At 54.6% G+C, this 21,732-nt stretch carries 21 protein-coding genes; 3 read left to right on the forward strand and 18 right to left on the reverse strand.

Annotated features, from left to right (window positions below; translation table 11 throughout):
- Nucleotides 1-4: 4 nt before the first annotated feature.
- Genes tssM through AC07UY_RS12500 form a run of 5 tightly spaced genes read right to left on the reverse strand, consistent with a single transcriptional unit; the run spans nt 5 to nt 7,277 of the window.
- Nucleotides 5-3,625: a type VI secretion system membrane subunit TssM gene (tssM, locus tag AC07UY_RS12480; RefSeq protein WP_494660815.1), complete on the reverse strand. Its 3,621-nt coding sequence runs from the start codon at nt 3,623-3,625 to the stop codon at nt 5-7.
- A 2-nt stretch (nt 3,626-3,627) separates the two neighbouring features.
- Nucleotides 3,628-4,866 carry a DotU family type VI secretion system protein gene (locus tag AC07UY_RS12485; RefSeq protein ID WP_494660814.1) on the reverse strand — a complete coding sequence of 413 codons (1,239 nt, stop codon included), beginning with the start codon at nt 4,864-4,866 and terminating at the stop codon, nt 3,628-3,630.
- A 17-nt stretch (nt 4,867-4,883) separates the two neighbouring features.
- Complete coding sequence (gene tssK, locus AC07UY_RS12490; RefSeq protein ID WP_203360203.1) at nt 4,884-6,227, reverse strand: type VI secretion system baseplate subunit TssK; 1,344 nt, start codon at nt 6,225-6,227, stop codon at nt 4,884-4,886.
- A 28-nt stretch (nt 6,228-6,255) separates the two neighbouring features.
- Nucleotides 6,256-6,759: a type VI secretion system lipoprotein TssJ gene (gene tssJ, locus AC07UY_RS12495; RefSeq protein WP_203360202.1), complete on the reverse strand. Its 504-nt coding sequence runs from the start codon at nt 6,757-6,759 to the stop codon at nt 6,256-6,258.
- Nucleotides 6,760-6,782: 23 nt separating this feature from the next.
- On the reverse strand, nt 6,783-7,277 hold the full coding sequence (locus tag AC07UY_RS12500; RefSeq protein ID WP_494660813.1) for an SH3 domain-containing protein: 495 nt from the start codon (nt 7,275-7,277) through the stop codon (nt 6,783-6,785).
- Nucleotides 7,278-8,167: 890 nt separating this feature from the next.
- Between AC07UY_RS12500 and AC07UY_RS12505 the strand changes: the two genes are divergently transcribed.
- Nucleotides 8,168-8,785, forward strand: a complete 618-nt coding sequence (locus tag AC07UY_RS12505) for a Fic/DOC family protein (protein ID WP_494660812.1) — start codon at nt 8,168-8,170, stop codon at nt 8,783-8,785.
- On the opposite strand, the gene AC07UY_RS12510 is transcribed toward AC07UY_RS12505, so the two are convergent.
- Nucleotides 8,782-8,952, reverse strand: coding sequence for a hypothetical protein (locus AC07UY_RS12510; protein WP_192613263.1), 171 nt, complete (start codon nt 8,950-8,952; stop codon nt 8,782-8,784). The genes AC07UY_RS12505 and AC07UY_RS12510 overlap by 4 nt on opposite strands.
- A gap of 388 nt (nt 8,953-9,340) precedes the next feature.
- On the opposite strand from AC07UY_RS12510, the gene mutS reads away from it, so the two are divergent.
- Nucleotides 9,341-11,902: a DNA mismatch repair protein MutS gene (mutS, locus tag AC07UY_RS12515; RefSeq protein WP_494701246.1), complete on the forward strand. Its 2,562-nt coding sequence runs from the start codon at nt 9,341-9,343 to the stop codon at nt 11,900-11,902.
- An 82-nt stretch (nt 11,903-11,984) separates the two neighbouring features.
- Here mutS and AC07UY_RS12520 read toward each other — a convergent pair whose 3' ends face one another.
- From AC07UY_RS12520 to AC07UY_RS12530, 3 genes are read right to left on the reverse strand one after another with little or no spacing between them, the layout of a single operon-like run.
- Nucleotides 11,985-12,221 (reverse strand): non-oxidative hydroxyarylic acid decarboxylases subunit D, encoded by a 237-nt coding sequence (locus tag AC07UY_RS12520; RefSeq protein ID WP_203361219.1) that lies wholly within the window; start codon nt 12,219-12,221, stop codon nt 11,985-11,987.
- Nucleotides 12,222-12,231: 10 nt separating this feature from the next.
- Nucleotides 12,232-13,659: a non-oxidative hydroxyarylic acid decarboxylases subunit C gene (locus AC07UY_RS12525; RefSeq protein ID WP_203360198.1), complete on the reverse strand. Its 1,428-nt coding sequence runs from the start codon at nt 13,657-13,659 to the stop codon at nt 12,232-12,234.
- Nucleotides 13,659-14,252: a non-oxidative hydroxyarylic acid decarboxylases subunit B gene (locus AC07UY_RS12530; RefSeq protein WP_203360197.1), complete on the reverse strand. Its 594-nt coding sequence runs from the start codon at nt 14,250-14,252 to the stop codon at nt 13,659-13,661. Before AC07UY_RS12530 ends, AC07UY_RS12525 begins: the two co-directional genes overlap by 1 nt.
- 170 nt (nt 14,253-14,422) lie before the next feature.
- Between AC07UY_RS12530 and AC07UY_RS12535 the strand changes: the two genes are divergently transcribed.
- Nucleotides 14,423-14,827: a MarR family winged helix-turn-helix transcriptional regulator gene (locus tag AC07UY_RS12535; RefSeq protein ID WP_203360196.1), complete on the forward strand. Its 405-nt coding sequence runs from the start codon at nt 14,423-14,425 to the stop codon at nt 14,825-14,827.
- A 118-nt stretch (nt 14,828-14,945) separates the two neighbouring features.
- Here AC07UY_RS12535 and rpoS read toward each other — a convergent pair whose 3' ends face one another.
- The 9 genes from rpoS to AC07UY_RS12580 form a co-directional block, all read right to left on the reverse strand.
- Entirely contained in the window at nt 14,946-15,938 is a 993-nt protein-coding gene (gene rpoS / locus AC07UY_RS12540; protein ID WP_000081498.1) for an RNA polymerase sigma factor RpoS, read from the reverse strand.
- Between the two features lie 62 nt (nt 15,939-16,000).
- Complete coding sequence (nlpD, locus tag AC07UY_RS12545) at nt 16,001-17,131, reverse strand: murein hydrolase activator NlpD (RefSeq protein ID WP_494701245.1); 1,131 nt, start codon at nt 17,129-17,131, stop codon at nt 16,001-16,003.
- Between the two features lie 140 nt (nt 17,132-17,271).
- Nucleotides 17,272-17,898 (reverse strand): protein-L-isoaspartate(D-aspartate) O-methyltransferase, encoded by a 627-nt coding sequence (locus AC07UY_RS12550; RefSeq protein WP_192613265.1) that lies wholly within the window; start codon nt 17,896-17,898, stop codon nt 17,272-17,274.
- Entirely contained in the window at nt 17,892-18,653 is a 762-nt protein-coding gene (surE, locus tag AC07UY_RS12555) for a 5'/3'-nucleotidase SurE (RefSeq protein ID WP_203360194.1), read from the reverse strand. The genes AC07UY_RS12550 and surE overlap by 7 nt, the downstream gene beginning before the upstream one ends.
- Nucleotides 18,634-19,683 (reverse strand): tRNA pseudouridine(13) synthase TruD, encoded by a 1,050-nt coding sequence (gene truD, locus AC07UY_RS12560; protein ID WP_494701244.1) that lies wholly within the window; start codon nt 19,681-19,683, stop codon nt 18,634-18,636. The genes surE and truD overlap by 20 nt, the downstream gene beginning before the upstream one ends.
- A complete protein-coding gene (gene ispF, locus AC07UY_RS12565; RefSeq protein WP_192613268.1) occupies nt 19,680-20,159 on the reverse strand; it encodes a 2-C-methyl-D-erythritol 2,4-cyclodiphosphate synthase in 480 nt (159 codons plus the stop codon). Before ispF ends, truD begins: the two co-directional genes overlap by 4 nt.
- Nucleotides 20,159-20,869, reverse strand: coding sequence for a 2-C-methyl-D-erythritol 4-phosphate cytidylyltransferase (ispD, locus tag AC07UY_RS12570; protein ID WP_203360192.1), 711 nt, complete (start codon nt 20,867-20,869; stop codon nt 20,159-20,161). Before ispD ends, ispF begins: the two co-directional genes overlap by 1 nt.
- A 17-nt stretch (nt 20,870-20,886) precedes the next feature.
- Nucleotides 20,887-21,198: a cell division protein FtsB gene (gene ftsB, locus AC07UY_RS12575; RefSeq protein ID WP_192613270.1), complete on the reverse strand. Its 312-nt coding sequence runs from the start codon at nt 21,196-21,198 to the stop codon at nt 20,887-20,889.
- 205 nt (nt 21,199-21,403) lie between these two features.
- On the reverse strand, nt 21,404-21,727 hold the full coding sequence (locus AC07UY_RS12580; RefSeq protein WP_203360191.1) for a DUF3561 family protein: 324 nt from the start codon (nt 21,725-21,727) through the stop codon (nt 21,404-21,406).
- Nucleotides 21,728-21,732 lie beyond the last annotated feature (5 nt).

Below are 21,732 nucleotides of genomic sequence, written 5' to 3' on the forward strand. Positions count from 1 at the left end.
GCGGTTATGGGCATGAGAAACGGGGAAGCTGGAACGGATTACGAATGCTGTTTGGCGCAAACTCCAGCGTGACCTGATGACCGTCCACGCTGAAGGTAGCCTGACGGCTCAGGCTGCCCGCGCCGGGGCTGGTGCGCGCTTTATCGAAAAAGCGGTTCAGCGCCCAGGCACCGTTAGTCACCAGTGTGGCCGTGCTGCCATTCGCCAGCCCTAACTGCATACGCACCTGATTTGTGCCGCCCGGTCCCGGCCAGTTCATTATCTGCACCGCCTGGGGTCCATGGCTGTAGCGCAATTGCTGCCCGTCCACGTCCAGGGTCAGGTTCAGAATGGTGTTGTCCATCCGCACAGTGCGCACCGTCACCTTGAAAGAGGGCGTGGTTGCACCGTTGGCGAAAAACGCGTCCCGGATTGACTGCGCCTGCTGGAACGGGCGCAGCAACCCTTCACTCCCCGGCAGGGTTTTGCCATCGATGCCCGGCATAAAGCGCCAGTTCGCCTGAGTGGTATCCACCTTGTTGGTCAGATTGTCGCGAAAAAAGGTGTCCATCAGCCCGGTGCCCGGCGCGAACATGCGGGCGAGATCGTCAGGCGTGACCTCTGTGCCGGCACTGCGAACCAGCGGGTAACGACCGGCAATCGCCTGGCGACAGAAACCGCCGACTTCAACGTTAATCCGCTTGCGGACATTTTCCAGGTCACGGCGTTGGGTGTCACTGCTGGCACCCACTGCCATATTGCTGAACATGGTTTGCAGTCCGCCAGGCAGACGACCCGCGCTGGCCTGCAGACGGCTAATCGCTTCGCCGCCCGGTGCCGGCATGCCGCTGTTAGCGGCGTCCTGGACGGCCGTCAGGTAGCGGTAAAGCTCATCAACCTGCTTGAGAAAATCATCAAAGACGAGCGTTTTACCGCCCTTCTCCAGCGGCTGCGCAAGCTCAATCATCGGCGCATAATGCTCGGTAACCCGCTGTTCAGGGGTTTGCGTCATGACCGCGCTCTGTGTCGGCGCTGCGTCATTGTTGCTAAACAGCGCTTCCAGCGTGCGGGTGGCCCGGTTGCCCTGCTCCTGGGCTTTCCCGGCATCCTCGGGCGCAGGCGCATTGTGCGACAGATCCAGCACCTGGCTCAGATTCTGAACCAGACGGCGCAGCGGCGAGTTAGCGCTGGAGAGCAGGCGCGCCGTATTGATGCGTTGAGAAAGATCGGCGCTGTTGTTGAGCTGAATATCAGCAAGGAAGCGATCCCAGTTCGCGATAAAGTCACGCATGTAGAGCTGGCGTACGGCGTTATCGATCTGCGGTTTGTCTTCCTGCGATGACGTCGCGCCCAGCACCCAAACGTCATCTTCGTGTAGAGCGGTGGTCACGTTGTCAATCTGACCGTTAAAGCTTTTCCAGTAGCCGTCCGGGGTGTATAGGCCCGGCACGCCTTCACTCACCGGTTTGCCGCTTTTACGTGAAAAGACCAGTTCGCTTTGCGGGCCGCCCAGATCCGTCAGCGAAACCGGCTGCAGATTTTCATCATGCTCAAGCAGACGTTTCAGGCGACCATAGACACGGGTGGAGAGCGGCTGCTGGTTGATCAGTGCCCGCTCGCGCGCCACCAGCGTCTCGTCCTGGGCATACGGCGAAGACTGAATTTGCGGCTCCAGCAGTTGCGTCAGATGCCATTCGAGCTGCTGAAGCTGCGCCTGCGTGACGTTTTGCGGCAGATTGCGTTGTAAATTCAGCATCACCCACGAGTGCAAAAACTTGCCGTCGTAATGCTTCGGCTGATAGAGCATCTGATACGCCTTCAGCGCCTCGTAGCTGTATTCCACATCGCTGCCGTTATCGTTACGTAGCCAGGTGGTGATGTGCATCGCCACGGCAGGCAACAGCATCTGATCCAGCGCTTTCTGATACAGAGACTGCGAAGCGTCGCTGACGTCATCACCGCGATAAAGCCCCATACGGCGAGTCACCGGAGGATCGTTGACGTCAAATGCGTTGCTTTTTGGTAGTTCCACCAGATCGTTGAGCAGTGGCAGGAGGGCAAACAGATCGCGCTGTGGCTGGTTTTGCAACGCTTTGCTCTGCTGCTCCAGGTGCGGCACTTTTGCATCCACCTCTTCCAGATACGCTTTGTTCCGGTTAAAGCTGATGAGCCACAGCCCGCTAAGGATAACCAGCAGGGCGAGGATCGCCGCATAGCCAGACCAGGTAACGGCACGATTGCGCAGTTCCCACCAACGGTTTTCCCCGGCGATACCCGCTTCCTGGAAAATGACGTTTTGCAGCAGGTTTTTGATGAAGAAACTCTGGCCTTTCGCGCCCGGGATCGGCGACGCCTTGCTGACAGAATCCCAGCTATCGCTTTCCTCGCCTTCCGGTAACGAGAGCGCGCGGTTCAGTTCGCCCATCACGCGGTCGAACGGCATCCCCTCCTGAGTCCCGCTGGCGAAGTAGATCCCGCGCGGTGAGAACTCAGTTTCAAAGTTAGAACGGGCGAAGACCGTACTCAGGTAGTCCGCCAGCAGCGGCCGCAGCGCGGCGAACTCCTGCGGGAAGAGATACGCATCGGCGCGGGTTTTCGCATCGTGCTCTTTAAGCATGGTTTCCGGCAGCCCCGCATCCAGACGCTGTTGCAGAAGCGAGAACTCCCGGGTGAAGTTGCCCATCAGATCAAAGTCGGCGTGTTTGGTCTGCTCCCAGGGGAGCGTAAAGCCCCAAATTTGATCGCGCTGCACTTTGTCGTAATCAGCAAACCAGGCGCGGAAACCTTTGAGCAGGTCGGCCTTGGTCACCATCACATAGACCGGGAAGCGAATACCCAGTTGCTCATGCAGTTCAGAAAGACGCTGGCGCAGGTTTACCGCCTGCTGGCGGGACGCCTCGGCGGACTGGGTCAGCAGGTCAGAAATACTGATGGTGATAATGACGCCGTTAATCGGCTGGCGGCGGCGGTATTTACGCAGCAGCGCGATGAACTCCAGCCATTCGCTGGCATCCTGCACCTGTTCACTCTCTTGCGTGGTGTAACGCCCGGCGGTGTCCAGCAGCACCGCCTCGTTGGTAAACCACCAGTCACAGTTACGGGTGCCGCCGATGCCCCGCAGCGCGGTTTTACCGAAGCGATCCGCCAGCGGGAATTGCAGCCCGGAATTGGCCAGCGCTGTCGTTTTGCCGGAACCCGGCGCGCCGATGATCACATACCACGGCAACTGATAGAGATATTGCGTACTGAACCGCTGGGTCCACTGGGTGCGGTTACCCGCTTTGCTGAAGTGGGCTTTTTTCAGCATCTGCGCCGCTTCGTCGAAACGTCCTGCGAGGACCTGCTCCTCGCTGTTCAGCCGTTTCTGGGGATCCGCCGCTTCCGGGCTGGTGGTGTTCTCATTGAGCTTGTCCATCAACTTGCGGTTTAGCCAGGCGTTATACAAACGCGGCAGAATGTGGCTCTGGGCCCAAATCAGGTAGACCACCGCGATGCTGATGATGCGGTTCTGTTCAGATTCGAGCGGCCGGGTATCCACGATGGAGAGCAGCGGGCCAATCATCCAGATCACCGCAGCGAGCGCCGTTACGCCGAGCAGGCTCCACAGCACGCGATTGGTGAGAATGGAAAGAAGAGTTGTCAGCATCCTTAGTTTCCTTGCGGCAATCCGTTCAGCTCAGCCTGGGTATTTTCAGGCGACACCAGCAGAGTAATTTCCACACGGCGGTTACGGGCGCGGTTTTCTGGCGTGTTGTTTGGCGCGACGGGATTGATCTCGCCTCGCCCTTCCGCTTTCACGCGTTCAGGTTGCGAGAGTCTTCCCTGCAATTGTTTTTGTACTGAGCGTGCGCGTTCCAGCGAAAGTTCATAGTTGGAGGCGAAGCGCGCGCTGCGAATCGGCAGGTTGTCGCTGTACCCCACCACCAGAATTTTGCCGCTGACGTTATTCATCGCCTGGGCGATGCGGTCGATGACCGGTTCATAGCGGTCACGCACCACCGTGGAGGCGGAAGCGAACAGACCGTCACCTTTCAGAATCACCACGCTGCGATCCGCTTCATCCTTCACCACCACCAGCCCGGCATCAATTTCAGGTTTCAGGAAACCGCGCAGGTTCAGCACCGCAGGCAGCTGTGGCGCCGGATGTTGAATCGTGGTTTCCGGCAGTTGAGACTGGTAGATCTTCGCCAGCACCGGATTGGTGCTGTCACCAAGGCGCCAGTTAAGAATGATATAGAACAGGCAGGCGATAAAACCGCCCAGCGCCACGCAGGCCCACAGCGGCACCATCGGCCGCCAGAGTTTGCGCAGCACAGGACGATCTTCCGGATGCGGAGAGAGCGCGGGCGGATAGCTACCGCGCACGCCACGGATCATCTGCCACAGCCGCTGCTTGATGGTTTCAAGCTGGGTACGACCGTTATCCAGCACCCGATAGCGCCCCTCGAAACCGAGCAGCAGACAGTAGTTGATCATCTCCAGCAACAGGAGGTGTTCACGCGGATTCTGCGACAGACGCGCCAACAGCTGGAAGAACTTCTCCCCGCCCCAGGTTTCGTTATGAAAGGTCACCAGCAGTCCGCTGCTGGACCAGACGCCGCTGCTGCCCCAGGGGGTGAGCGCGGCGGCTTCGTCCAGCGCCGTGCACAGGCAGTAGCGTGCGCCGACGATCACTTCATACGGCAATCCTACCTGCTGGCAGCGCACTTCGAAGCGGCGAATTTCGTCAATTAAGCGCTGGCGCAACGCCAATTGATCATCGTGAGAAACCGAATGACGGATTTGCGCAATCGCATTGAGCAGCGGATTGGCGGCCGCCACCAGCGGGTTATTCCCACTCGCTGTGGTAAACGCGGCATCGCTGCCGGGATCCTGTCGTTCCTGCATAGTAAGCGCTCGCCTTATTATTCTGTCGGGCTACGGATAGCCCAAAACTCCATATCGAGTCCAGGGAACTCCCCCGCAAGATGCAGGGCGAACGCGCCGGACTTATCCATCTCGTTCCACAACTCTCCCCCCTTTTCCAGCTCGAAGTAGCTGTAGCCAGCGTGCCAGGGGATCTGCGGCGGCGCGACGGGCATAGCGCGCAGCATAATGCCCGGCAACTGAAGCTGAACCAGATCGCGGATTTTAGAGACGGGCGCCACTTTCATTTGCGCAGGGAAATGGGTTTGCAGCTGCTCGCCCGGCACGTTGGCTTTCACGGCCAGCACGAAACCGAACTCACGCACCATGCTCGTTTCCGGTACGGTGGCAATATTCAGGCCGTGGGAGCGTTCGTTGAGCGGCAACTGAATCGCATGGTCTTCCATCACCAGCGACAGCCCCTGACGGAGCATCAGCATCAGCTTGCTAAAGCAGCCCGCCAGATCGTCATGATCGTATACGGGCAGTATGCTTTCTGCGGTGCGCTGCGACGTCCAGGTAGCGAGTTCAGTGGCAAACGGCAGCCAGCTGCGCCAGAGCGTTTCCGGGTGCAGCAGCGGGAGCGTTTTGAAATGCGACACCTCGCCAAGATGGCGATTCACCAGCGACAGCAGCGTAAATTCAATCAGTTCAGACGTGTTAAAACGCCCAGGCTGGCGCAAACGTCCCCCGATCTGCTGGCTGCGCTGAACCAGTAAACCGTGGAGATCGTTAATCATGCTGTAAAGCTGCGGGCTGTTGTTGGCATTCAGCATCGGCGGAATATAGGTGTTATCCAGCCGCACGTGATTGTCGTTACGCTTCTCAGTGACGAACGCCACGCCGATAGCGGTCCATTCCGCCGTCAGATCGTTTTCCAGCATCAGCTTCAGGCGCAGCCGACCAAACTGTACCGTGGCGTCGCCTACCGACATCGCGTTATCGTCTTCAACGTCTTGCTCATAGGCCATGAAGCGCGCCAGCGAAGCCTGCTCTTCACTAAAGATGACTTCTTCACGCTCACCCCGGCGAACCGGCAATGCCAGCACGACCTTTTCATTGGTGAGGTTGTCAGGGATTTTCAGCGGCGGCGGCGCGTTGCGGCCATTACGCAGGTGGAAAAAGGTGCCGTCGGGAAGTAGCCCACTCGCGTAGCTCAGCGCAATGCATCCCTGACGGAGCATCGCCTCGTCCAGTTCAACATCGAGAAATCCCCACAGATACGATCGTTGCAGCGCTCCCCATTCACGCACGTGGTTGAGCAGGTAACTTTCTGTCCGCTGAAAATGGTGTGGACGCAGAAACATCCCTTCGGTCCAGACGACCTTTTCTGCTTTCGTCATGATGATGTGATTCCTGTTATGAAGCGCGTTACTGGCTGATGACCCGGATCCCGTTTACGTCAAGAAAGACGCTGGCCTGCAGTTCGTCTGCGGACCCTTTCCAGAACTGGTAAAGATGATTTTCGCCAGGGACAGGCAACGGGAGAGAGACGCGCCACTTTTTTCCATCCAGCATCTGGTATTCCGCCATCACACCGATGTAGCGTGCTTCAGGCGAGCTTTGTCCGCTCAGGGTTTTCGAAAGCTGGTCAGGCATCAGAAAGAACACATCGCTGTTAAGCAGATTCGCGCCAAGCGTGGCCGACGCGTTGTTCTGTAGGGAATAAAAGTCGCTGGACATGAAATCCGCATCAGATTTCAGCAGCAGCACTCTCACTTTGAGCGGCGCCGAATCATTGATTTGCGGATGGGCCTGAAACTGCAGATTGTAGCGGGAGGGATCGCTGTGTGAAGACGATGAACAACCGCTAACCAGGGTGAATAGCACCACGAAAAACGCCAACCACATCCTGTGAAAATTTTTATTATTCATAAAAATAAGCTCGTGAAGCCCGTTTAGTTCAGGATCCAGGTCCCGTTGGCGTTGTCTTTGCAGGCTTTGCTGTTACCGTCTACGTCTACGCAGGTCGTTTTCTTACGCGCTTTTGGTCGCATGGCTTGCTTACGTACCGTCGCCTCATACTGGTCGGCCTTAATCACGGCCCGCATTGGCACATAACCGATCAGTTGATCGTTGCCCTCGTCGGCGAGCGCCATCCAGAAGGACTCTACCTGTCCCAGTACCGTGTAGGTTTTACCGGTCTCAAGGGTACGGATGACCTTTCCGCTGTAGTCTGGGCGGCTCATCAGAGAAGCCGGATACATTGCGCGATAAGGTTCGTTCACTGGCGTAAATTCCGCAGGCGGAACAACAACATGTCGGTGGGTTAACGTGACGCCATTCACCTGGCTGGTAACAATGGTATCGTCGGTAATCACAGGTTTCTGCGGCGCTTTACAGCCCGCCACTGCCATTACAAACAGAAGTGAAAACAGTACGCGCATTTTCATATGCTTTTCCGTAGCGATATTTAGATAATGATCAACATGAGAGGTAAATTTGATTTGAATGCTATCGTTAAGAATATTCCAGATACTTTATAGGGGTTACTATCATTTGGGTATAGCTACCGCAATAGCCTTACAGAATAAGGCCCTATTTTATCCTGGAATTTTTAACAAACAGGAAACAAGTGTACATAAGCTTTTCGTCAATTCAATATTATCTGGCCATTACCCACCATATTTAGAGGGTTTCAGGCTATTATAGGATTAATCCTGGCAAAGGCTTTTAAAAGGTCTTCTTTGCATTTTACATTGCAACCAAATACACCTATCGCATTGATTTACATGAAATAAAATTAAAATAGCGATGAATTTCATTACCCCATCCCTGCAATCACTTCTACTACCATAATTAGTAGAATTACCCATCATGGTAGCTAAAAAATATATTTCAAACGAACCGTTTGTTGCATTTTAAGGGCATGTTTGATTCTTGCTTCTATTATTATTAATGCAATTGGAATTAATAGTCAGCGATATTAATTTTGCGACCTGAAATAACATCATGCCATGGCGAAATGTTTCCCGATGCAGCGGTGTACCGAGAGATGCAGATTATTAATTCGGGTCAGTTAATCCGTAAATTGGGCGGGGGGGAACGGCTATGGGCATCACAAACCAATGGCTTCAATAGCAAATTTAGATTTTAAATCTCCCATGATGCATTACTCTGTTAATACTGATTTTTAACGATTTTTTCTATTAAAATAGAAAACTATATTTTAACCGGAGATCTTGTAACTAGCTGATTATGAAAAATTGTTGTCCTACGCGTCCAGCGTTATAATTTTCTGGTTTTCCAACGATTTCTTCCCTCATTAACGCAGGATGTTCCCATGAGCCGATACCATGTCTCCGGTAGTGAAGGACAGTATGAGAAAAACTCTGGCGAGCAAATTCTGGCAAACAAGCTGGGGATTACTCATTCTGATGAGATGGATGAGGCAGAACTTGTCCTGTTAGAACAACTCTATCGGTTTGTTTTTGAAGAACAGTTTCCATCAGGACAGCTCACCATTGCTCTGCTGAAAAACTGGCACCGCCGCTGGCTGGGGAACATCTACGAGTGGGCTGGGCAAGAAAGAGCGGTAAACATCAGCAAGGGTAGCTTTATGTTCGCCCCCTCTGCACAGTTGCCAAAACTACTACACGAATTCGACACTAAGTACCTGGCCCGATATACACCCTGTACCGACATGAGCAAGGAACAACTCATTGAGGCTATTGCTGTAACCCATGTAGAGTTGATACTCATCCATCCATTCAGGGAAGGCAACGGACGTTTATCGCGACTTTTAGCCGATGTGATGGCGGTTCAGGGAGGATACAAACCACTGGATTATCAAAGTTGGGAGCAAAACAAAGCCAAATACATTTCGGCTATCCATGCAGGTATGTCGATGGACTACAACCCAATGTGCTATTGGGTCAAAACGGCGTTGCGCAGTGACTAAACGGCAAGGCGAAGATGGGCGAATTTTTTGCGCGTAGCTTCAAGCGAAGCTTCGATCTTCTCAGAGGATTGACCCGTTTCAACTGCGGTTGACGTAGCTACCGAGCGAACGATGTCGGCACGAGACGGCTTAACATAATACGCCTGCGTTTTTTTGCTATTGCTCATCGCGGTTCCTCAGCTATCGAATGTGTAATCTCTAACCATTATACCAAGGTTTCTACACGACTTCATATAATCTGATGGTCAGTTGTAGGGCGGCTGTAACGGCAAATGAAAGACGCTACTCCAGTTGTACCGCGAGAAATGTACAAGCCCCGATTTTCGCTAATCACAATGTTGCGCTTATCACCTGACGTCATCATTTCTGGCGTTTTAAACGACAGAGACTCTGCCGCTTGTTTTCCTGCCATAAAGAGTCCGTTATCATGCTCTCTATGTAGTCATGAACTGATATGCAGACGTTCATGAGATCCAATGAGACGCCGTGAAACTTAATGAGAACAATAAAAATCACTCACTCATTAAAATTAAAGAAAATGGACATCACAAACCAATGACTTCAATAGCAAATTTAGATTCTCATACCCCCATGATGCAGCAGTATCTCAAGCTGAAAGCACAGCACCCTGAGATCCTGCTGTTCTATCGCATGGGCGATTTTTACGAACTGTTTTATGACGATGCTAAGCGTGCGTCTCAACTGCTCGATATCTCGCTGACCAAACGCGGCGCCTCTGCAGGCGAACCTATCCCGATGGCGGGCATCCCGCATCATGCGGTCGAAAATTACCTCGCCAAATTGGTCAATCAGGGCGAGTCCGTTGCGATTTGCGAACAGATAGGCGATCCGGCGACCAGTAAAGGCCCGGTTGAGCGCAAGGTCGTGCGTATTGTTACGCCAGGCACCATCAGTGATGAAGCGTTGTTGCAGGAACGCCAGGACAACCTGTTGGCCGCTATCTGGCAAGACGGTAAAGGCTACGGTTACGCCACGCTGGATATCAGTTCCGGGCGTTTTCGCGTGAGCGAGCCCGCCGACCGTGAAACCATGGCCGCTGAGTTACAGCGGACCAACCCCGCCGAACTGCTCTACGCGGAAGATTTCGCTGAAACCGCGCTGATTGAAGGCCGTCGCGGTTTACGCCGCCGTCCGCTGTGGGAATTTGAAATCGATACTGCTCGCCAGCAGCTGAACCTGCAATTTGGCACGCGGGATCTGATTGGCTTTGGTGTGGAGAACGCTCCGCGCGGATTATGCGCCGCGGGCTGCCTGTTGCAGTACGTGAAGGATACTCAGCGCACGTCGCTGCCGCACATTCGCTCCATCACCATGGAACACCAGCAGGACAGCATCATCATGGATGCGGCCACACGCCGCAACCTGGAGATCACGCAAAACCTGGCGGGGGGCGTGGAGAATACGCTGGCTTCCGTGCTTGATTGCACCGTTACCCCAATGGGCAGTCGAATGCTCAAACGCTGGCTGCATATGCCGGTGCGCGACACCAAAATTCTGACCGAACGCCAGCAAACCATTGGCGCGTTGCAGGACGCCACCGGCGAACTGCAACCGGTACTGCGACAGGTTGGCGATCTGGAACGTATTCTCGCCCGTCTGGCGCTGCGAACCGCCCGCCCACGCGATCTCGCCCGCATGCGTCACGCCTTCCAGCAGTTGCCAGAACTGCGCACTCAGTTGGCAACGGTGAACAGCGATCCCGTACAGATGTTGCGTGAAAAAATGGGCGAGTTTACGGAGCTGCGTGAGCTACTGGAACGGGCGGTTGTCGATGCACCGCCGGTGCTGGTCCGCGACGGCGGCGTCATTGCTCCGGGTTACAATGAAGAACTGGACGAGTGGCGTGCGCTGGCAGATGGCGCAACCGACTATCTCGACAGACTGGAAATTCGCGAACGTGAACGGACTGGGCTGGATACCCTGAAAGTTGGCTATAACGCGGTGCACGGTTATTACATTCAGATCAGCCGTGGCCAGAGCCATCTTGCACCAATCAACTATGTGCGCCGCCAGACGCTGAAGAATGCCGAGCGCTACATTATCCCTGAACTGAAAGAGTACGAGGACAAAGTTCTCACCTCCAAAGGCAAGGCGCTGGCGCTGGAAAAACAGCTGTATGACGAGCTGTTTGACCTGCTGTTGCCACACCTGGCAGACCTGCAACAGAGCGCGGCTGCACTGGCTGAGCTGGACGTACTGATCAATCTCGCCGAACGCGCGTATACGCTGAACTACACCTGCCCAACCTTCACGGATAAACCCGGTATTCGGATTATCGAAGGTCGCCATCCGGTGGTGGAACAGGTGCTCTCTGAACCGTTTATCGCCAACCCGCTAACCCTCTCTCCGCAGCGGCGGATGCTGATTATTACCGGTCCGAATATGGGCGGTAAAAGTACCTATATGCGTCAAACTGCGCTGATTGCGTTACTGGCCTACATCGGCAGCTATGTTCCTGCGCAAAGCGTGGAGATCGGTCCTATCGACCGTATTTTCACCCGCGTCGGCGCGGCGGACGATCTGGCTTCCGGTCGCTCAACCTTTATGGTGGAGATGACTGAAACCGCCAATATCCTGCACAACGCCACCGAAAACAGCCTGGTGTTAATGGATGAGATTGGCCGCGGCACTTCCACCTACGACGGCCTGTCGCTGGCGTGGGCCTGTGCAGAAAATCTGGCAAATAAAATCAAAGCGTTGACGTTGTTTGCCACCCACTACTTCGAACTGACTCAGTTGCCGGAGAAAATGGAGGGCGTTGCCAACGTCCATCTGGATGCGCTGGAGCACGGTGAAACTATCGCGTTTATGCACAGCGTGCAGGATGGCGCAGCCAGCAAGAGCTACGGTCTGGCGGTTGCCGCGCTGGCGGGCGTGCCGAAAGAGGTGATTAAACGCGCACGCCAGAAGCTGCGCGAGCTGGAAAGCCTTTCGCCGAATGCCGCCGCCACGCAGGTAGACGGTACACAGATGTCCCTGCTGTCAGCCCCGGAAGAGACCTCCCCTGCCGTTGAAGCGCTGGAGAACCTTGATCCCGATTCCCTGACGCCGCGCCAGGCGCTGGAGTGGATTTATCGGTTGAAAAGTTTGGTGTAACCCCAATGATCCCCGGAGGCATTGACCCTCGGGGATAACCCTGTAGGCCGGGTAAGATGAAGCCTTACCCGGCACTGTTTTATTAGCGCTTATCCTCCGCCAGCAGCGGCGGAATGCTCGGCACCATCGGCGCATCATCAATATCTTTTTGCGTCATCCGAAACGCTTGGGGATAGTGTTCGCGGCTGGTGCGGCGCAGCGGTTCGGTATCACGCCAGGTATAGAGGCAGTGCTGGCACTGGTAAACCGTCCACACACCTTTCACCGGCGATGTCGCCATCACTTCAATCTGTTCATCAGCACAACGTGGGCAAATCATCATCTTCTCCTTATTTACGTGCGGCCAGCATGGCGGTCAGTTTTTCAGCCCAGGCTTTGGTTTCCGGTAAATCAACCACCGGCTGGCTATAGTGACCGCGCTTGTCCGGCGCGACCGGCGTGGTGGCGTCGATAATCAGTTTGTCGGTGATCCCCGCCGGACTGGAGCCGGGGTCAAGTTCCAGCACCGACATATTCGGCAACTGCACCAGGTCGCCCGCTGGGTTCACTTTCGAGGAGAGCGCCCACATCACCTGCGGCAGGTTAAACGGGTCAACGTCTTCATCGACCATGATCACCATTTTCACGTAACCCAGACCATGCGGCGTGGTCATTGCACGCAGGCCAACCGCGCGGGCAAAACCGCCGTAGCGTTTTTTGGTGGAAATAATCGCCAGCAGGCCGTGGGTGTACATGGCGTTTACCGCCTGCACTTCCGGGAATTCGGCTTTCAGTTGCTGGTAAAGTGGGACGCAGGTGGCCGGTCCCATCAGGTAGTCAATTTCGGTCCACGGCATGCCGAGATACAGCGATTCAAAAATCGGTTTCGTGCGATAAGAGACTTTATCGATGCGCACCACCGTCATGTTGCGCCCGCCGGAGTAGTGCCCGGTAAATTCGCCGAACGGTCCTTCGATTTCACGTTTGCGGCTTTCGATGACACCTTCGAGAATGACTTCTGACCCCCACGGCACATCAAAACCGGTCAGCGGCGCGGTGGCGATCGGGTACGGGCTTTCGCGCAGCGCGCCCGCCATTTCGTATTCGGACTGATCGTATTTCAGCGGCGTCGCGCCCATCAGGGTGATGATCGGATCGTTACCCAGCGTAATCGCGATGGGCAGATCTTCGCCGCGCTCCTCCGCTTTATGCAGGTGCAGGGCGATATCGTGCATCGGCACCGGTTGCAAGCCGAGCTTACGTTTTCCCTTCACTTCCATGCGGTAGATACCAACGTTTTGCTTGCCGAAATGTTCAGGATCAAGCGGGTCGCGGGACACCACGCAGGCTTTATCGAGATAAAAACCGCCGTCGCCGTCGTTTAAACGAAACAGCGGCAGAATATCGAACAGATTAATCTCTTCGCCGTCGACGGTATTCTCGGCCCATGCCGGGTTAGCGCGACGCTCCGGCGCAATGGGGAAGTTATCCCAGCGGCGGATAAACTCATCAATCTGCTTTTTGACTGGAGTATTGGGCGGCAGGCCGAGAGAAATCGCGTGGTTGTGCCAGGAACCGATAGTGTTCATTGCGACGCGAGCGTCGGTAAAACCGCGAATGTTATCAAACCAAAGCGCTGGTGCAGCGTCACCAATACGCCCGGTGGCGTTAGCGGCAGCAGCCAGGTCCGGCTCGGCGTTGACCTCCTCGCTAATTTTCAGCAACTGCCCGTGGTCGTCGAGCGCCTGTAAAAAGCTTCGCAAATCATCAAATGCCATTATTCATTCTCCTGAGAAAAATTCAGTGTCTGCTGCAATCCTTGCCAGCGCCTGGTGTGCGGGTGTTTCAGGCCAAATTGATCCAGCACGCGCGCCACAATGTGCTGTGTGATGTCATCAACGCTTTGTGGATGGTTGTAGAACGCGGGCATGGGCGGCACCATCGCCACCCCCATGCGCGAAAGTGCAAGCATGTTTTCCAGATGAATGGTGCTGAGCGGCATTTCGCGCGGCACCAGCACCAGCTTGCGCCCCTCTTTCAGCACCACGTCGGCAGCACGGCCCACCAGGCCATCGGCGTAACCGGCGCGAATCCCCGCCAGCGTTTTCATGCTGCACGGAATGATAATCATGCCGTCGGTGTGGAATGAGCCAGATGAAATGGTCGCCGCCTGGTCCGTGGGGCTGTAGCGATAATCGGCCAACGCAGCAACCTCGCGGGCACTCCAGGGCGTTTCCAGCGCAATAGTGGTTTTCGCCCACGTCGACATCACCAGGTGGGTTTCAACGTCTGGCATCTCGCGCAGCACCTGAAGTAGCGCGACGCCGAGCGGTGCACCCGTGGCGCCAGTCATTCCAACAATCAGTCTCATTCATCGCCTCAATATTTGTTCGCATACGAACGTTTTGAATAAAATACGCCTGAGATATCGTCACGACAAGTCGCAGCGTAACGCGCCGCACTGAACGCTTAAAAATTCCCACATTAAAAAACTGGCTGGAACCCGTTATGATAGACGCAGACAGTCATCCCGGAGTTCTCATGGAGTTACGAAACAAAGCGTTTCACCTGCTACGTCAGCTTTTTCAGCAACATACTGCTCGCTGGCAGCATGAATTACCGAGTCTGACCAAACCTCAGTATGCGGTGATGCGTGCCATTGCGGAGCGCCCCGGCATTGAGCAGGTAGCCCTCATGGAAGCCGCGGTCAGTACCAAAGCGACGCTGGCTGAAATGCTGAGCCGGATGGAAAGTCGGGGCCTGGTGAAGCGGGAAAACGATCCTCAGGATAAGCGACGTCGTTTCGTGCATCTGACGACAGAAGGGGAAACATTACTGGCGAGCGTTACGCCGCTGGGAAATTGCGTTGATGAGGAGTTTCTGGGTCGTTTAAGTGATGAAGAGCGCGAGCAATTTACGCAACTGGTCCGCAAGATGATGGGGTGATTCCGGGAAACATTGTCTGATGGCGCTTCGCTTATCAGGCCTACAACTGTTCAGGACGAGTCACGCAAAAGAAAAAGGCCAGTCTCATTGAGACTGGCCTTTCTTGATAGAACTTTGCTTACTCGCGGAACAACGCTTCGATATTCAGCCCCTGAGTCTGCAGGATTTCACGCAGACGACGCAGGCCTTCTACCTGAATCTGGCGAACACGTTCACGCGTGAGGCCAATTTCACGGCCCACATCTTCCAGTGTCGCAGCTTCATATCCCAGCAGACCGAAACGACGTGCCAGCACTTCACGCTGTTTGGCGTTCAGTTCGAACAGCCATTTGACGATACTTTGTTTCATATCATCATCTTGCGTGGTGTCTTCCGGACCGTTTTCTTTTTCATCGGCCAGGATATCCAGCAACGCTTTTTCGGAATCGCCACCCAACGGGGTGTCTACCGAGGTAATGCGCTCGTTAAGACGAAGCATGCGGCTAACGTCATCAACCGGTTTATCCAGTTGCTCTGCAATCTCTTCCGCACTTGGTTCGTGGTCCAGTTTATGCGACAACTCACGCGCAGTACGCAGATAGACGTTCAGCTCTTTAACAATGTGAATCGGCAGTCGAATCGTACGGGTTTGGTTCATAATCGCCCGTTCAATCGTCTGGCGGATCCACCAGGTTGCGTATGTTGAGAAGCGGAACCCACGCTCAGGGTCAAACTTCTCGACGGCACGGATAAGTCCCAGATTGCCCTCTTCAATCAGATCCAGCAATGCCAGACCGCGATTGCCATAACGGCGGGCAATTTTCACCACCAGACGCAGGTTACTTTCAATCATCCGACGGCGAGAGGCAACATCTCCACGCAGTGCGCGACGCGCGAAATAAACTTCTTCTTCGGCCGTTAACAGTGGCGAATAACCAATCTCACCAAGGTAAAGCTGAGTCGCGTCCAACACACGCTGTGTAGCACCCTGCGATAACAGCTCTTCTTCAGCCAGGTCGTTATCACTGGGTTCCTCTTCACTCAAGGCTTTTTCATCAAAAGCCTCTACTCCGTTCTCATCAAATTCCGCGTCTTCATTTAAATCATGAACTTTCAGCGTATTCTGACTCATAAGGTGGCTCCTACCCGTGATCCCTTGACGGAACTAGCAAGTGAAAGCCTGGTTCCGACGCTTTATCGCTGCGGCAAATATTGCAGCGGGTTTACGGATTTCCCCTTGTAACGAATTTCAAAATGCAAGCGTGTTGAACTGGTTCCGGTGCTACCCATGGTAGCGATTTTTTGCCCCGCCTTGATGTCTTGTTGTTCCCGGACCAGCATCGTATCGTTATGGGCGTAGGCACTCAGGTAATCATCATTGTGTTTGATGATAATTAAATTACCGTAACCGCGCAGAGCATTACCGGCATACACAACGCGTCCATCTCCGGTCGCGACGATTGCCTGTCCTTTACTGCCTGCAATGTCGATACCTTTATTGCCACCCTCGGTAGCCGCGAAGTTTTCGATCACTTTGCCGTCGGTCGGCCAGAGCCATTTAGAGATTGGCGCACTGGTAGACATACTGCTTGCAGTCGGTTGGGTTGCGCTCGTTGATGATGCCGTTACAGGGGCTGTGACAACTGTCCCAGCAGGCTGGTTGTTCGGCAACATTTTATTAGCACTTTGTTCACCTGAGTCCTCAGAATACGTAATTGTCGGTTTGGACGCAACAGCAACGGTGGAATTTTGTGCAGGGTTGGTCACAACTCCTTGCTGTGCTGCATCCGCCTGGGTGATGGCGTTTCCACCCGTAATTGGCGCGCCGGATGCATTACCCACCTGAAGCGTTTGTCCTACGTTCAACCCGTAGGGAGCTGCAACATTATTGCGCTGAGCAAGGTCACGGAAGTCGTTTCCGGTTATCCAGGCAATATAGAAAAGAGTGTCGCCTTTCTTAACGGTGTAGGTGCTGCCGCCGGTGTAGCTACCTTTCGGAATGTCGCCGTATTTGCGGTTGTAAACAATACGGCCATTTTCCGTCTGCACGGGCTGTTGCGCGACAGGCTGGATTTGCGCAGGTTGGGTTATCTGAGGCTGCTGCTGCACGGGCTGAATTTGCGGCGTTTGTTGCGTCGCCGCTGTCCCCATTTTTGGTGGAGGGGTGATCAGCATACCTGAATTGGTGCTTGACGGTGCGCCGCCATCAACAGAGTTGACGGGTGCAGGCGGATTAGAGGTGTTGGAACAACCTGCCAGCCACAGCGAAACCAGTGACAATGCCGCAATGCGGCTAACGGTGAATTTTGGGCTTCCCGCGCTCATTTATCCCCCAGGAAAATTTTGGTTAATAACCAGTGACGTAATAACCGTGCAATGCATCAGGCTGAACACTGGAAAACGTGTTCACCATACGCTTACCCTTTACAAAATAACCAGGAAAAATCCAGGTATTCAGGAATGCGCTATGCCAGTTCACCTTTGACTAAAGGAACAAAGCGAACGGCTTCCACGGTATCGATAATAAATTCGCCTCCCCGACGACGCACCCGTTTCAAATACTGGTGCTCATCACCCACAGGCAAGACGAGAATACCGCCTTCATCCAACTGTGCCATTAACGCAGTGGGAATCTCCGGCGGCGCAGCCGTCACAATGATGGCATCAAACGGGGCACGAGCTTGCCAGCCTTGCCAGCCATCGCCATGACGGGTCGAAACATTGTGTAAGTCGAGCTGCTTCAGGCGGCGACGCGCCTGCCATTGCAGCCCTTTGATACGCTCGACGGAGCATACATGGTGCACCAGATGCGCCAGTATCGCCGTCTGGTATCCCGAACCGGTACCTATTTCCAGCACCCGGGATTGCGGCGTCAGTTCCAGTAACTCCGTCATTCGCGCCACCATATAGGGCTGCGAAATCGTCTGTCCCTGGCCAATCGGCAATGCAATGTTTTCCCAGGCTTTGTGTTCAAACGCTTCATCAATGAATTTTTCGCGCGGTACTGCGGCAAGTGCGTTCAGCACCAGCTCATCGCGGATCCCCTGAGCGCGCAATTGTTCAAGAAGGGTGTGTACGCGTCTGCTTACCATTGCGTGTCAACTCCCACGCTTTCTAACCACGTTGAAACAACATCATGCGCGCTGTAGGCGGTTAAATCCACATGCAGCGGCGTTACGGAGACGTAGCCTTCATCGACCGCAGCAAAATCGGTGTCCGGCCCGGCGTCGCATTTATCGCCTGGCGGGCCAATCCAGTACAACGTATTACCACGAGGATCTTGCTGCGGGATCACTTTATCCGCCGGATGACGGGTGCCGCAACGCGTTACACGAATGCCTTTGATTTGATCCAACGGAAGATCCGGTACGTTGATATTCAGAATACGGCCGGTTCGCAGAGGTTCACGACGTAGAGCACGCAAAATAGTACAGGTGATTGCGGCGGCGGTATCGTAATGTTTATGACCATCCAGTGAGACCGCCAGCGCCGGATAACCGAGGTGACGTCCTTCCATCGCCGCAGCGACCGTGCCGGAATAGATGACATCATCACCCAGATTCGGGCCCGCGTTAATTCCTGACACCACAATGTCCGGACGCGGACGCATCAATGCGTTGACCCCGAGATATACGCAGTCCGTTGGCGTCCCCATTTGTACGGCGATATCACCGTTATCAAAGGTAAAAGTGCGAAGCGAAGATTCCAGCGTCAGCGAGTTAGACGCGCCGCTGCGGTTACGATCGGGGGCAACCACCTGTACGTCAGCAAACTCACGCAGGGCTTTTGCCAGCGTTTGTATACCAGGCGCGTGAACCCCATCATCGTTACTCAGCAATATGCGCATAATCACCCAATGTGTTGATAAGTTCCCTTACAACACTGGTGGCAAAACTCCCTGCCGGTAGCCAAAAGCTTAACTCGACGGTTACGTCATCCCACCAGTTCCAGCTTAATTGTTGCGGATACAGCAGCATGGCGCGGCGCGAAGCCTCCACCTTTTCCCGCAACAACAGCGATTGCAGCTCAGTTTCACTGGCGATGGCAGCTTCTTCAAACGCCAGCGCCTCACGCTGGGTTCCCCACTCACCGCTGCCAGGTAACGCAGCTGTAATCATTAATTCTTTATCATCGACGCGGCGTTGTAATTCAGCCTGTTCTTCGGTTGTGGCAACAAACCAGCTGCCGCGCCCCGCTAATTGTAGCGCATCGCCGTCAACAACTTGATTAAAGTCTGTTTTTTTCAAACGTTCGTCGACAATTTGATTAAACAACGCACTGCGGGCTGCCGACAACCAAAAACTGCGTTTATTGCGATCGCGTACCGGTGCATCGCTTTGCGCCCAACGTAGCGCGCCCTGCAGGTTACTGCCGCCAATGCCGAAGCGCTGCGCGCCAAAATAGTTCGGCACACCCCGCTCGCTAATCGCCTGCAGACGCGCTTCAACGTCATCACGATGGCTCACTTCGCGCAGAACCAGCGTAAACGCGTTACCTTTCAGGGCACCTAACCGCAGCTTACGCTTGTGACGAGCGTATTCCAGCACTTTACAACCTTCTAGCTGAAATGCGCTAAGATCGGGCAGATCTTTGCCCGGCAGGCGCGCGCACAGCCACTGCTCCGTGACCGCGTGTTTGTCTTTCTGCCCGGCAAAGCTGACTTCACGGGCATGAATTTTCAGGAACTTTGCCAGCGCATCTGCCACAAAACGGGTATTGCAGCCGTTTTTGAGAATACGCACCAGAATATGCTCACCTTCCCCGTCTGGCTCGAAGCCTAAATCTTCGATGACCACAAAGTCTTCCGGGTTTGCTTTCAACAAACCGCTCCCTTGTGGTTTCCCGTGGAGGTAAGTCAGGTTTTCAAACTGTGTCATTTCGTTGCCTTAATGAGGAGCGCCACCGCTTCACAGGCAATCCCTTCCCCACGCCCGGTAAAGCCGAGTTTTTCCGTGGTGGTCGCTTTAACGTTAACGTCATCCATATGGCAGCCGAGATCTTCGGCAATGAACACGCGCATTTGCGGAATATGCGTCAACATCTTTGGTGCCTGGGCAATGATGGTTACATCCACGTTACCCAGGGTATAGCCTTTGGCCTGTATACGACGCCAAGCTTCACGCAGCAGTTCACGGCTGTCCGCCCCTTTAAAGGCCGGATCGGTGTCAGGGAAAAGTTTACCGATATCCCCCAGCGCCGCCGCCCCTAATAACGCGTCGGTCAACGCATGCAGCGCAACATCGCCATCCGAATGCGCCAGTAACCCTTTTTCATACGGAATACGCACGCCACCAATGATAATTGGGCCTACGCCACCAAAGGCGTGTACGTCAAAACCGTGTCCAATTCGCATTATGCATTCTCCTGGTGGATGGTTCGGGTCAAATAGAATTCAGCCAGCGCCAAATCTTCCGGACGGGTCACTTTAATATTATCAGCGCGCCCTTCAACAAGCGCAGGATGATAACCACAATATTCCAGCGCGGAGGCTTCATCGGTGATGGTCGCGCCGTCATTGAGCGCGCGGGTCAGGCAGTCGTGCAACAGCTCGCGGGGGAAAAATTGCGGGGTTAACGCATGCCATAAATCGGTACGCTCCACGGTATGCGCAATGGCGGTTTTACCCGGCTCGGCGCGTTTCATGGTGTCGCGTACCGGCGCGGCAAGGATGCCTCCCGTACGACTGGTTTCACTGAGGGCGAGCAGGCGGGCGAGATCGTCCTGATGCAGACAAGGTCTGGCGGCGTCATGTACCAGCACCCACTGCGCTTCGCCGACGGCCTGCAGCCCGGCGAGCACGGAGTCTGCGCGCTCATTGCCGCCATCGACGACCGTAATCTGCGGATGTTGCGCCAAAGGCAGTTGTGCAAAGCGGCTGTCGCCGGGGCTGATCGCAATGACAACACGCGTCACCCGGGGATGCGCCAATAGCGCATGAACCGAGTGTTCAAGAATGGTTTTATCACCGATTGAGAGGTACTGCTTCGGACATTCCGTTTGCATCCGACGGCCAAATCCGGCAGCCGGCACCACGGCGCAAACGTCCAAAAAAGTGGCTGCCATGTTAAATCCTTGGCTGTTTATCGATTGTTTTGCCCCGTCGTCTGAGCGCGCTTAGACGCATCGGGCACCAGACGGAAAAAGGTTTCGCCCGGTTTAGTCATACTCAGTTCGTTGCGAGCACGCTCTTCAATGGCTTCCTGGCCGCCATTAAGATCGTCAATTTCGGCAAAAAGCTGATCGTTACGCGCTTTGAGCTTCGCATTTGTATCTTGCTGCGCGACGACGTCATCATTGACGCGGCTATAGTCGTGTAAGCCGTTCTTACCGAACCACAGTGAATACTGCAGCCAGACCAGTAAAGCCAGCAACAGCAGCGTTAGTTTACCCATCCTGCCCCCTGAAAAACGGCGCCATCATCCCATAACTTCCTCTGAGACTCTACTCAGAGGGCGGGAATGCCGCGACAACGCGGGCAAATGTACCACATTTATCCCCCGATCCGCACACCTCGAACAGGGAGAACATAATCTAATTGTTGGTTACGGTTTGAATTATGACCAGCCGCAGCAGTCATCAAAAAAGAAGAGAAGCGACCTACCCCAGCAACCACATGAACAAAGCGCCAAACATCGCGCCGACGGTTAACAAGGTTGAGATAATACTGAACAGCAGTTTGCCCTTCATCAGTGAATGTAGGGCAATGCCTACCACCACGGCAACGGGCATGAGCGCCAGAAAGAAGGGCCAGGTATAAAGAAAGAAAAACAGCGTGTTAGAGCCATAAATGAGGAAAGGGAAACCCAACGCCAGCAGCCACGACACGAAACCGACCACGGCCCCGGATAGCGACCAGGTGGTTTCGTCTTCGACGGTGAACGTATCTGACGTTGTGATAGTAATGTTATGGCTATTACGCATATGAA

It is taken from the genome of Citrobacter sp. GW821-FHT02E08, from assembly GCF_059421685.1.